This is a genomic window from Marivirga tractuosa DSM 4126, assembly GCF_000183425.1.
Lineage (GTDB): Bacteria > Bacteroidota > Bacteroidia > Cytophagales > Cyclobacteriaceae > Marivirga > Marivirga tractuosa.
The window spans coordinates 2443843-2456805 of record NC_014759.1 but is presented as its reverse complement, the minus strand read 5'-3'; the positions used below and the strand labels follow the sequence as shown (position 1 = coordinate 2456805).

Annotated in this window: 12 protein-coding genes; all 12 read left to right on the top strand. The window is 42.2% G+C overall.

Annotated elements, in window-relative coordinates; genetic code table 11:
• The 12 genes from FTRAC_RS10355 to FTRAC_RS10300 all read left to right on the top strand — a co-directional run bounded on the left by FTRAC_RS10355 (position 1) and on the right by FTRAC_RS10300 (position 12961).
• The gene (locus FTRAC_RS10355) at positions 1 to 897 is read left to right on the top strand and encodes a ribose-phosphate pyrophosphokinase (protein ID WP_041649728.1); all 897 of its coding nucleotides are present in this window, start codon (positions 1 to 3) and stop codon (positions 895 to 897) included.
• Positions 890 to 1567 (top strand): hypothetical protein, encoded by a 678-nt coding sequence (locus tag FTRAC_RS10350; RefSeq protein WP_013454196.1) that lies wholly within the window; start codon positions 890 to 892, stop codon positions 1565 to 1567. Before FTRAC_RS10355 ends, FTRAC_RS10350 begins: the two co-directional genes overlap by 8 nt.
• A gap of 24 nt (positions 1568 to 1591) precedes the next feature.
• Positions 1592 to 2896 carry an APC family permease gene (locus FTRAC_RS10345; RefSeq protein WP_013454195.1) on the top strand — a complete coding sequence of 435 codons (1305 nt, stop codon included), beginning with the start codon at positions 1592 to 1594 and terminating at the stop codon, positions 2894 to 2896.
• Positions 2897 to 2909: 13 nt separating this feature from the next.
• Complete coding sequence (locus FTRAC_RS10340; RefSeq protein WP_041650602.1) at positions 2910 to 3233, top strand: hypothetical protein; 324 nt, start codon at positions 2910 to 2912, stop codon at positions 3231 to 3233.
• Positions 3230 to 3961, top strand: coding sequence for a PPK2 family polyphosphate kinase (locus tag FTRAC_RS10335; RefSeq protein ID WP_013454193.1), 732 nt, complete (start codon positions 3230 to 3232; stop codon positions 3959 to 3961). The genes FTRAC_RS10340 and FTRAC_RS10335 overlap by 4 nt, the downstream gene beginning before the upstream one ends.
• 12 nt (positions 3962 to 3973) lie before the next feature.
• On the top strand, positions 3974 to 6061 hold the full coding sequence (locus FTRAC_RS10330) for a copper-translocating P-type ATPase (RefSeq protein WP_013454192.1): 2088 nt from the start codon (positions 3974 to 3976) through the stop codon (positions 6059 to 6061).
• Positions 6061 to 7296, top strand: coding sequence for an MFS transporter (locus FTRAC_RS10325; RefSeq protein ID WP_013454191.1), 1236 nt, complete (start codon positions 6061 to 6063; stop codon positions 7294 to 7296). The genes FTRAC_RS10330 and FTRAC_RS10325 overlap by 1 nt, the downstream gene beginning before the upstream one ends.
• Before the next feature lie 24 nt (positions 7297 to 7320).
• Positions 7321 to 8373 carry a class I fructose-bisphosphate aldolase gene (locus FTRAC_RS10320; RefSeq protein ID WP_013454190.1) on the top strand — a complete coding sequence of 351 codons (1053 nt, stop codon included), beginning with the start codon at positions 7321 to 7323 and terminating at the stop codon, positions 8371 to 8373.
• Between the two features lie 28 nt (positions 8374 to 8401).
• The gene (locus FTRAC_RS19920) at positions 8402 to 9352 is read left to right on the top strand and encodes a DUF2911 domain-containing protein (RefSeq protein ID WP_013454189.1); all 951 of its coding nucleotides are present in this window, start codon (positions 8402 to 8404) and stop codon (positions 9350 to 9352) included.
• 52 nt (positions 9353 to 9404) lie between these two features.
• Positions 9405 to 9845 carry a hypothetical protein gene (locus tag FTRAC_RS10310; protein ID WP_041649725.1) on the top strand — a complete coding sequence of 147 codons (441 nt, stop codon included), beginning with the start codon at positions 9405 to 9407 and terminating at the stop codon, positions 9843 to 9845.
• A 132-nt stretch (positions 9846 to 9977) separates the two neighbouring features.
• A complete protein-coding gene (locus tag FTRAC_RS10305; RefSeq protein ID WP_013454187.1) occupies positions 9978 to 10550 on the top strand; it encodes a helix-turn-helix domain-containing protein in 573 nt (190 codons plus the stop codon).
• 146 nt (positions 10551 to 10696) lie between these two features.
• Positions 10697 to 12961 (top strand): heavy metal translocating P-type ATPase, encoded by a 2265-nt coding sequence (locus tag FTRAC_RS10300; RefSeq protein WP_013454186.1) that lies wholly within the window; start codon positions 10697 to 10699, stop codon positions 12959 to 12961.
• The last annotated feature ends 2 nt before the right edge of the window (positions 12962 to 12963 follow it).

Below are 12963 nucleotides of genomic sequence, written 5' to 3'. Positions count from 1 at the left end.
ATGGAAATGATAGTTTTTGCCTTACCGGGCAACGAAGAACTTACAAAAAAAATAGCAGGACACCTTAAGGCTGAAAAGGGAGAGGCAACCATCCGGCAGTTTCCCGATGGGGAAAGCTATGTGCAGATTCACTCTGAGGTTAAAGATAAATGCGTGGTAATGGTATGCACATTACACGAGCCGGATGCCAAATTGCTGCCCCTGTACTTTTTAAGTAAGACGGCCAAAGAACTTGGTGCTGCCTGTACGTGCCTGGTAGCGCCTTATCTGGCCTACATGCGTCAGGATAAGCAGTTTAATCCGGGAGAAGGTATTACCTCTACGTATTTTGCTGAATTAATATCAGGCTTTGCAGAAACGTTGACCACCGTTGACCCACACCTTCACCGTAGAAGTTCGTTAAGTGAGATTTACACCGTACCTAATAAACTGATCCATGCGGCATCACACATTTCAAAATGGGTGAGCGATAATATTGAAAAGCCGGTATTCATCGGCCCGGATGGTGAAAGTGAGCAATGGGTTTCTCAGGTAGCAGAAGAAGCCGGAGCACCTTTTACGGTGTTAGAGAAGGTGAGGCACGGTGACAGGGATGTGGAAGTGTCCGTCCCCGATGTAGCAAAATACAAAGACCACACCCCGGTACTGGTGGATGATATAATTTCCACCGCCAGAACGATGATAGAGACAGTCGGCCATTTAAAAAAAGCCGGAATGCACCCACCGGTTTGTGTTGGGGTACATGCCGTATTTGCTGGCTCAGCCTATGCGGATCTAAAAAATGCAGGGGTACAACAGGTCGTCACGTGCAACACCATCCCTCATGAAAGTAATCAGATTGACCTTTCAGATATTCTGGCAAAAGAGATTAACCAACTGATGAAGCATCATGCGTAGTGCGCTACTCACCTTAATAGCGTGTCTGCAACTTGCCCCTGCAATTTTGTATGGTCAGGAGAAAGAAATGTTCATTCAGCAAATAGCGCAAAAAAGAATAGTACGTGAAAACTATGATCAAAATGGAGACCTGCAGGGCAAGCAGATATTTTTAACGGGTGAGTTAGAGCAGCAGGGTAAAACTTATCGGATAAAGGTAATAACCGAGCTCTATGACGAAAGCGGCCGGCTTACGGAAAAGTACACGACCACATATAAGTGCAATCCCAATGAGTTTGATGTGCTATTGAATGTATTTCCGTTTGCCGATCCTCGTGATGCAAAGATAACAGTGGATGTCACTTCGAAAGATTTTAAACAGTTGTATGATTTGCAACGTAGTCCTGAATTGAGGGATATCCATTTGAAGATGAGCATAGAGTCAGGAATATTAAGTTTTTTCGGTTCTAAGAGCCTAATTACAATAAAAGATAGAGATAAGAGGACAGAAAATGGTAATTTGGTTATCAGGAGTAAAGCAGTGATAGAAGCGTACATGATGGGATTGAAAATTAAAACCATCAACTATTCAGTTGAAGAATATCTGACTGAAAATTTTGTATTGCAACGTCAGAAATTCATACAGGACGATGGAACTTATTTTACGATGGAATATGACGATAGCTATTAGTGTCTAAATAGTTGAACGAAAAGTATGGAAAATTACAAAAAGAATAGCTTAAGTCTAACTGGAGCTGTGGCTCTAGGTACTGGAGTGATGATAGGTGCAGGTATTTTTGCCTTACTTGGTCAGGTGGCGGATCTTTCAGGAGATTTGTTTCCCCTGGCTTTTTTGGTAGGTGCCATTATCTCTGGCTTTAGTGCTTATACCTACATAAAATTATCCAATACTTATCCATCAGCCGGGGGCATTGCCATGTACCTGAAAAAAGCGTATGGGCCAGGTACTATCACTGCCGCAGGATCTCTTTTAATGGCTTTTTCAATGGTGATTGGTGAAAGCTTAGTGGCACGCACATTTGGATCCTATACCTTACAGCTTTTTGATGTACAAGAAAATAGTATTTGGATACCTATTTTGGGGGTTTTATTATTAGTAGTTGCTTTTTTAGTAAATATTTCTGGCAATAAGGTGATTGGACGGTCTTCCCTGATGATGGCAGTTATCAAAATAGGAGGCTTAGCCATCTTCGCTATTGGAGGCCTGTGGGCAGCAGGTTTTTCATTTAGTGAAGCCCTACCTTCCTCCATTTCTGGTGATTATACGTTAACAAGTTACATAGGAGCTTTGGCGTTCACCATTCTGGCTTTTAAGGGCTTTACTACTATCACAAACAGTGGTGGTGAAATCGTGAACCCTAATAAAAACGTGGGGCGTGCCATTATGATTTCACTCTTTATTTGCACTCTGGTGTATTTACTTGTGGCTTTGGCAGTTTCAGCTAATTTGTCAATCCCAGAGATTATTGCTGCAAAAGATTTTTCACTAGCAGAAGCTTCTAAACCTGCATTTGGTAAATATGGTTTATGGTTTACTGTGGGTATAGCCATTGTAGCTACTATTTCAGGAGTTATTGCCAGTATATTTGCCGTTTCTAGGATGACCGCTATGCTTACGGAAATAAATCTAATCCCACATAAACATTTTGGAATGCCCGGTGGGTTGCAAAAGCACCTGTTAGTTTATACTGTAATAATTGCCATTTTGCTCACGGCATTTTTCGACCTGTCTCGTATTGCTTCCCTTGGAGCTATTTTTTACTTAACCATGGATATAATACTCCAGTGGGGCGTTTTAAAAAATCTTAGAAAAGAAGTAAATGTCAACGTAGCAATTGTCATGATCGCCATTCTACTTGATCTGATTGTTTTGAGTGCATTTCTCTGGATAAAGGCCTCCAGTGATCCTTTGGTAATAGTGGTTTCCATCGTACTAATGTTTTTAGTATTTGTTGGAGAAAGGTGGTTTTTACAATGGGAAACAAATGAGAAGGACTAAAAATTTAAAAATCATGACCAAAGCAAATAGCAATACATCTTACGACACACTGAGCGAAGCTACTAACGCCTTGAGAAAAGAAGGTTATACAGAAGACTTCAATCTAAAGCCTGAATGTTTGGAATGCCTCACTTCCAAACTACAATTACATCCGGAAGATTTTGAAGTGGATGCTTTTTATCGGTTCGAAGGCATGAGTAACCCTGATGACAATAGCATTGTGTTTGCCATAAGCGGTAAGAATGGTATGAAGGGTGTATTGGTTGATGCTTATGGGTTATACAGTAGTAGCCTAAATGAAGCAATGGTTCAAAGACTTAAAATGACCGATAGATGATTGAGCTAGATCACATATCCACCCTTCCACCTGAGCATGCTGATAAAGCGGAAACTAAAAAAACACTGAAAAAACTTCAAAAAGAGCTTTTTCAGTTGCAGAATAAATTCTACGCTGATGGCAGGTACAGCATGCTTATCGTCTTACAAGGTCTTGATACTTCAGGTAAAGACGGTACAATCCGTCATGCCTTTAGCGGTATGAACCCGCAAGGAGTGCAGGTTAAATCTTTTAAGAAACCTACCGCAGATGAAGTCAAGCATGATTTCTTATGGCGTGTTTATCCCCACTTTCCAGAAAAAGGAATGATCAAGGTCTTTAATCGCTCATACTATGAAGACATTTTGGTGCCTACCGTCAATAAAAGCCTGTCAGTTGAAGTATTGGAGCACCGTATCAATTTGATCAACGAACTGGAACATCACCTGCTGGCCAATAATACATTGATATTAAAATTTTACCTGCATATATCTGCTGATGAGCAGATAGAGCGTATTGAAGAACGTAAAACGAAACCACACAAACGCTGGAAGTACGCGAAGGAAGATGAACTGATACCCAAACAATGGGATGATTTTAGGAAAGTATACCATACAGTACTTAATGCCTGTGATCACTTGCCCTGGCATATCATCCCTGCAGACAAGCGCTGGTTTCGTAATTATACAGCTGCCAAAATTTTAGCCGAACAGCTTGAAAAACTTAATTTAGAGTACCCCGACAAATAAAATATAGACGTTATGGAAAATCATAAAGAGCATAATCACAAACACCATAAGCACGAAGAAAGTAAAAAGCATGAAAATCATTCCGGACATGAAGGACATGGGCATAGTAGTCATTCGGGTCACAACCCCGGGCATGGTGAAATGGGACATGATCATCATAAAATGATGATAGAGGACTTCAAAAAGCGATTCTGGATATCGCTGGTACTCACTGTCCCTATACTTGTTTTTTCGCCAATGATCCAGGGATTTTTCGGTTATGAGTGGCTGCTGCCGGGCAATGCTTACATTCTGTTCGGGCTTTCTACCATCGTTTATTTTTACGGAGGCTGGCCTTTTCTGAAAGGATTGAAGGATGAGCTGAAGGAAGGTGCCCCGGGCATGATGACTTTAATATCCATGGCCATTAGTGTTGCCTATTTTTATAGTTCCGCAACAGTGTTCGGCCTTGAAGGAGAAGACTTTTTTTGGGAACTGGCCACCCTGATTGATATCATGCTACTCGGCCACTGGCTGGAAATGAAATCCGTACTGGGAGCTTCAAAAGCCCTGCAGTTATTGGTAAGCATGATGCCCTCAGAAGCGCATCGGGTCAAAGGTGACACGGTAGAAGATGTGAAGCTGGAAGACTTGCAAAAAGATGATATTATTTTGATTAAACCCGGTGAAAAAGTTCCGGCTGATGGCATTATCGTAGAGGGGGAAAGTTACCTGAATGAGTCTATGCTGACCGGGGAATCCAAACCGGTAAAAAAAGGCCTTGAGAATAAAGTAATCGGAGGGTCACTCAATGGCAATGGCTCACTAAAAGTAAAAGTAGAGCATACAGGTAAAGACAGCTACCTCAATAAGGTAATTACGCTGGTACAAGAGGCGCAAAAGTCTAAGTCAAAAATGCAGAATTTGTCAGACCGTGCCGCCAAGTGGCTTACCTATATTGCATTGGCCATTGGTTTTGGTACGCTGGCTACCTGGTTGTTTTTAGGCTTTCCTTTCGTATATGCCCTGGAAAGAATGGTTACCGTCATGGTCATTGCTTGTCCGCATGCGCTTGGCTTAGCCATACCATTAGTGGTAGCCATATCCACTGCGGTTTCGGCACAGAATGGTCTGCTGATTAGAAACAGGACTGCTTTTGAGGAATCAAGAAAGATCTCGGCCCTCGTTTTTGATAAAACCGGAACCCTGACCAAAGGCGATTTTGGCGTTACCCGTGTAGAAGCGGTAGATCAGCAATTTGAGGCAGACGAACTACTTCGGCTTTCCAGTGCTTTGGAGCAAAGTTCGGAACATCCTATTGCCGTTGGTATTATCAAAAAAGTAAAAGAGAAAGACATAGCCGTACCCAAACCGGAAAACTTCAATGCCATTACCGGTAAAGGGGTAGAAGCAAAAGTGGAAGGAAAAGATGTAAAAGTAGTGAGCCCGGGTTATCTGAAAGATGAGAATATTTCCCTACCTGATGGTGCCTACAGCAGTGCTGCGGAGACAGTTGTATTTGTGCTGGTGGATAATAAACTGGCCGGGTACATCGCCCTGGCCGATGAGATCAGGCCGGAAAGTGCCCAGGCAATTAAAGTGTTCAAAAACAATAACATTAAAGTGATGATGGCTACCGGTGACAATGAAACAGTCGCCAAAGCAGTAAGTGAAGAACTAGGCCTGGACGGATACTACTCAGAGGTATTGCCACACCAGAAGGTTGAAATCGTAAAAGACCTACAAGCTAAGAATGAATTTGTCGCTATGACCGGTGATGGGGTGAACGATGCGCCTGCACTGGCACAGGCCAACGTAGGTATTGCCGTGGGCTCAGGAACCGATGTGGCAGCCGAAACAGCCGACATTATTTTGGTCAATAGCAACCCGCAAGACATTGCCAATCTGATCCTGTTTGGAAAAGCTACTTACAATAAGATGATCCAAAACCTGATATGGGCTACGGGATACAACGCGGTTGCCATTCCTCTTGCGGCAGGGGTGCTTTACACATCCGGCTTTGTATTAGGGCCTGCTGTAGGTGCGGTATTTATGAGTTTGAGTACCATTATAGTGGCAATCAATGCCCAACTTTTAAAGAAAAAAATTGGTAGCAAGTAATGGGTAATAGAGAAATCCTTGGCAGGATAATAATTGTCCTGTTGAGTATTTTTGTGGTTATGAGCGGGTATGGCGTACTGCTGCCCGTTTTACCCTACTATACGGAAAGACTTGCTTTAAAGTCCGGTGTAGTGGCGGATGAGGATATCAACTATCACATTGGTATCCTTACCAGCATATACCCATTTTTTCAACTATTATTTGCGGTAGTTTGGGGTAAGTTATCTGACCGTTTCGGTCGTAAACTACTCATCATTATGGGGCTGACAGGTTTTGTTGTTATGCAGGCATTAACCGGCCTGGCTACTTCTTTAACCATGCTGTACATGGCCCGTATCCTTGGAGGGATCTTCTCATCTTCGGTTATCCCCGTTGGTAATGCTTACCTCAGTGACATTACCAACAGCATGCAGCGAAGGAAAGTCTTGGCATGGTCCGGGGTGGCTGTAAGTACGGGAGTGATAGCCGGGCCGATGATCGGTGGTTATCTCGCTCAAACCAACCTGCATTTTAATACCAGCTTCGGGCATTTACTGCTAGATAAATTCAGCGTTCCTTTCCTTGCGGTGGCATTATTAGGGGTATTGATTTTGTTTCTAACCATCGGATGGTTGAAAAATCCCGAAAGACGTAACCTTGATATTCTACAAGAAGTACAGCAATCAAGATTGAGCATCAGATTAGATTTTATATTACTGTTACTGATGTCATTGGTTATTCAATTAGCAGTTACCTTATTTGAAACGGTCTTTTCCGTATACGCTAAGGATGTCCTTACTTTTACTACTTCACAGATAGGCCTGGGCTTTATGCTTTGTGGTTTGATCATGGCGGCACTACAGCCCCTCTTTGCCAGTCTTGATGAGAAAAAATTGTCTATAAACACACAACTATTTATCGGCTTTGCAATAGCCTCATTGGCCATGTTCGCTTTTTCTTTCTGGACACACAACTTGTTTGTCTACGCTATGATCATCGTTTTTGCGGTAGGAGGAGCCATGGTTACGCCAAATCTTATCGCTATGATTTCTTTCATTGATAAAAATCATACCGGAGCTAATCTTTCGCTACAAACATCTGTTAATAGCATCGGTCAGGTACTGGGGCCTATTTTGGGTATTTGGTTGTACACCTTTGGCAAATCCTGGCCATACCCGATCATCGGAACAGTATTACTACTTGTAACCGTTCTGGTCGTCCCGAGGTTAAAATCTACAAGTACAAAACGTCAATAATTGTCAACTGTAAATAGAATGGATATGAAAAAGATAAATGAATATTTAGGAGATCAGGCTGAATACCTGTTAGGGCACAGCTGCAAAACCTTTGACAAAACAAAGCTTACCATACCCGGACCGGATTATCTGGATCAGGTTTTTCTGAATACAAACAGAAATCCGCAGGTGCTTAATTCACTATCAAGATTGTATAATAGTGGTAACCTGGCAGGCACGGGCTACTTGTCAATTCTTCCGGTAGATCAGGGTATTGAACATTCCGCTGGGAGTGCTTTTGGCCCCAATCCGGACTACTTTGACTCGGAGAATATTGTACAGCTTGGTTTGGAAGCAGGTTGTAACGGTGTAGCCTCTACCTTTGGTGTATTAGGGCTTAACGCCCGAAAGTATGCGCATAAAATTCCTTATATCGTAAAAATCAACCATAATGAGCTTCTAACCTATCCCAACAAGCATGACCAGATCTTATTTGGAACGGTAAAGGATGCCTGGAATATGGGGGCTTGCGCCATTGGGGCTACCGTATACTTTGGGTCGGCAGAGTCAAACCGGCAGATCCGTGAAATTTCAGAAGCCTTTGCTTATGCCCATGAATTAGGGATGGCCACTATCTTGTGGTGTTATACCCGAAATGAAGCCTTCAAAACCAAGGACAAGGATTACCATACAGCCGCTGACCTCACAGGCCAGGCCAACCATCTGGGAGTCACCATTCAGGCAGATATTATCAAACAAAAGGTGCCTGAAACAAATGGCGGTTTTAAGGCTTTGGATTTTGGTAAGACTTCTAAAGAAATGTATGAGAAATATACTTCGGATCATCCAATTGATCTGTGCCGCTACCAGGTAGCCAACTGTTACATGGGCAAGATAGGCCTGATCAACTCGGGAGGGGCATCATCCGGTGATTCGGACTATGCTGAAGCTGTAAAAACGGCTGTTATTAATAAACGAGCCGGAGGAATGGGCCTTATCTCAGGAAGAAAAGCATTTCAAAGACCTAGAAACGAAGGTGTTGAACTGCTTAATCTGATCCAGCAGGTTTACCTGGATGAAAAAATCACTATTGCTTAAATATTTATAACTAACCCAATAATCTATAATGAAAAAATTATTTACCACCGCTATTTTGGCTTTATCAGTACTAATGATTTCTTGCAATGATTCAGTCAAACCCAAAAATACAGCCAACGAAGTGCTGGACTTATTTGTCAGTTCAGTAAATGATAAAAATCTGGAGCCGTTGAATGCAGTTTTCTCTCCAAAAGCAAAAATATACGAACAGGGATCGGTTGATGATTCCTGGGAGCACTACAGAGACGGTCATTTGGGAAAAGAAATTGAGGAGATGCAGGAGATGACATTCTCTGTTGAAGTTGCCGAATCTCTGGTCAACAAAGAGATGACATTATTGCGAGGCAATTATTTGATTAAGGGCGAGATGCAAGGCCAGCAGATTAATTCTGCCGGATTGGTAACCCTTTCCATGCAGGTAGAGGAAGGTATGTGGAAGATTGTTCACCTTCAGTTCTCCAGAGGTTGTAACAAGCCTGCAAACGATCATGCTGCCCATGGTGCAGATAATGATGATAAGTCTAAACCCAAGAGTCCAAAGACGGCAGCTATGGGAAATGCAGGAGATACACACATACACATTGATTATTCTTCCCCAAGTGTGCGGGGTAGAACAATCTGGGGAGGCCTGGTAGAATATGACAAAGTATGGGCCACTGGCGCACACAGGGCAACAGCCATCAATTTTTCAGAAGATGTAGAGATTAATAACACCAAAGTTCCAGCAGGAAAATATGGTTTTTTCACTATTCCTGGTGAAAACGAATGGACGTTGATCATCAATAAAAACTGGGATCAGCACATGAGTGATGACTATGATCCATCCCTTGATGTAGTAAGAATAAAAGTGAACCCTGAGAAACTATCAGAAAACCAGGAAGCGCTTACCTATGCGGTGAATGAAACGGGCAATTCAACAGCAGAAGTAACTATCGTATGGGAAAAGCTGAAGGTTTCTTTTGAGGTGAAATCACTGTAAAATCAGAATAGCAGGAATGGTATTGCATTAAAGCCATTCCTGAACTTTAAACATGGAGGAGTCTAAGACAATTAAAGCTAAAAGTTTATTAACATGGATGGCGCTGATAGCTTTCGTTCTGAACTTTATCTGGGAAAACCTTCATGCCGGTTTATATAATGAGTACAATCTCTTTATGAAAAGCATCTACTTCCTCGGATGCACGATTGGAGATGTTGTACTCACATTCATCATATACGGCCTTGTTGCTGTTGTCCTCAAAGACAAGTACTGGATTAGAAATTTTAATTTTAAAATATTGCTAATCGTCCTCATAATGGCCAGCTTAGTCTCGTTAACAGCAGAGTGGGTGGCTGTAGAACTAGACTTTTGGAGCTACAATGAAAGAATGCCTGTTGTACCTTTCTTAGATATAGGACTGTCACCATTCCTGGCTATTATAGTCAATCCAATACTGAGTTTTATATGCGCTCGTAAAATTGTTTTTTCGTAGTATTTTCATTGAATAAAAATAGTGAACCATCAAACCGTATAAGCCAATAATTTCGTACATCAAACACCGAATTTTATAAATCATAACGCACTAAAAAGTGTTTATTTAAATGATGATAAATGCCATATCTAAATGACAGACAGTAAAATTCTACATATTAAAAATATGGTTTGCCCGCGCTGTATAACAGCGGTTAAGCAACTCATGGAAGAATTAGAGATACCCTTTCAAAATGTGGAACTGGGTAAGATTGAACTCAAAAAAGGATTAGGGGATGAGGAAAAAAGCAGGTTAAATGAAGGGCTGGAAACAGTGGGTTTTTCGCTTATAGATGATCGCAAAAGCAGACTGATAGAGCAGATGAAAAATTTGATTGTTCAAAAGATTCATCATTCACAGGAGGTTTTAGATGTGAAGTGGGCTGATTTGATCGCTGACCAACTCAACTATGACTATAAATATCTCGGCATGCTTTTTTCATCCGTAGAAAGCATTACCCTTGAGCAATATATCATCCGCCAGAAAATTGAGCGCATCAAAGAATTGCTGATCTATGATGAACTTACACTGAGCCAAATAGCCTTTCAGTTAGGATACAGCAGTTCGGCACATTTAAGTAGTCAATTTAAAAAAGTCACTGGTATGACACCTTCTCAGTTTAAAAGTACTATTGATAGAAAAAGAAACACATTGGATAACATATAAACATATAATTATTCAATATTGAAATCCCGTGTGCTCGGCATACTGACAATTTTGTAAAACCTTCAGCAAATCCTATAGTACTTATTCCTTCTGCACTTCCTAATTTTGTATTGTTCATCTCAGAACATATAGATTAAAAATGATATATGGAAGCCATAGATATTATTGAACCAAAAAGAAGACCATCTCAAAAGATGGACAAGACACTAAAAAAATCCTTTCCTGTAACGGGGATGACTTGCGCCTCATGTGCCTCCAGCGTGGAGTCCATCCTTACCCATACTGAAGGTGTGGCCAAGGCAAGTGTCAATTTCGCTAATAGTTCGGTATTAGTAGAATATAACGATTCACTCACCTCAGAGGATTTGCGTAAGGCGCTACAGTCAGTTGGTTATGATTTGATTGTTGACGCTGAAAACCCATCAGAAGCGCAGCAGGAGCTTCAGGAAAAGCATTATCAGGAAGTAAAAAGACGAACCATTTGGTCTGCTATCTTAACGCTACCGGTATTCATTCTGGGCATGTTCTACATGGACTGGGTGCCGGGCAGATGGATTTCTCTGGCATTTACCATTCCGGTTTTATTCTGGTTTGGCAGAAGTTTTTTCATTAATGCCTATAAACAAGCCAGGCACGGGAAGGCCAACATGGATACGTTGGTGGCCCTGAGTACGGGGATTGCATTCATTTTCAGCTTGTTCAATACCTTATTTCCTGAGTTTTGGCACAATAGGGGCATACATCCACATGTGTATTATGAAGCGGCTACCGTAATCATCACTTTCATCTCACTGGGAAAAGTATTGGAGGAAAAAGCGAAATCCAATACCTCTTCTGCCATCAAAAAACTAATGGGTTTACAGCCGAAAACATTGAGAGTGATTGTGGATGGAGAGGAAGTGGAAATGCCCATTGCCTCGGTTGAGGTGGGTTATACCATTTTGGTTCGTCCGGGGGAGAAGATACCTGTAGATGGTGAAGTGGCCGAGGGAAATTCTTTTGTGGATGAAAGCATGATTACAGGAGAACCCATACCGGTGGAGAAAAGCAAAGGTGAAAAAGTGTTTGCAGGGACGGTCAACCAGAAAGGTAGCTTTCGCTTTACGGCTGAGAAAGTAGCCGGGGAGACCTTACTTGCCCAAATAATCAAAATGGTGCAAGAAGCCCAGGGGAGTAAAGCCCCGGTTCAAAAGCTGGTGGATAAGATAGCCGGAATATTCGTGCCGATAGTAATGGTTATTTCCATCGTGACTTTTATTACCTGGATGTTGGTAGGTGGAGATGATGCCTTCACGCATGCATTGCTTACCTCGGTAGCTGTATTGGTGATCGCCTGCCCCTGTGCTTTGGGGCTAGCTACCCCAACGGCTATTATGGTTGGTGTCGGAAAGGGCGCTGAAAACAATATTCTGATCAAAGACGCTGAAAGCCTGGAATTAGGATATCAGGTAAATGCTGTTGTTTTAGACAAAACGGGCACCATCACCGAAGGGAAGCCGGTCGTTACGGATATCTTTTGGGAAGATGAGGAGCAATCCGAAAAGCTCAAGCCCATGGTACTGGCCATGGAGTCGCAATCGGAACATCCTTTGGCAGAAGCGGTGGTTCAAAAGCTAAAAGAGGAAGGCATTAAATCTACAACCATTTCACAGTTTAACAGCATTACGGGGCGGGGGGTTGAAGCAAAGTATAAAAATGGCACGAGCTTCTATATCGGTAACCAAAGATTGCTTGCCGAACATAATATCAGTGTGAGTAATCAACTTGACAAAAAAGCCAAAACACTTCGGGAGGAAGCTAAAACAGTCATCTTTTTTGCCAATCAAGATCAGGCTTTAGCTGTGCTGGCAATTGCCGATAAGATTAAGGAAACATCTAAAAAAGCTATTGAAACCCTTCAGGAAAGAAACATTAACGTGTACATGCTCACCGGTGATAATCAGCAAACAGCCCATGCAGTTGCCGAACAGGTAGGCCTTAAGGAGTTTAAAGCAGAAGTATTGCCTTCCGACAAAGCAGATTTTGTAAAAGGGCTACAAGTCAAAGGAAAAATTGTGGCGATGGTTGGAGATGGCATCAACGACTCACACGCTCTGGCACAAGCCGATGTGAGTATTGCGATGGGCAAAGGTTCTGACATAGCAATGGATGTGGCGAAGATGACGTTGATAACTTCAGACCTGCAGTCCATACCCAAAGCACTTAAGCTATCTAAGAAAACCGTATTGGGTATTCGTCAGAACCTCTTTTGGGCATTCATTTACAACATTATCGGTATCCCGATAGCAGCCGGGCTTTTATACCCGGTAAACGGCTTTTTACTTGATCCGATGATTGCGGGCATGGCGATGGCCTTCAGTTCGGTATCGGTAGTAGCCAATAGTCTGCGGTTGAAAGCAGCAAAAATTTAAGA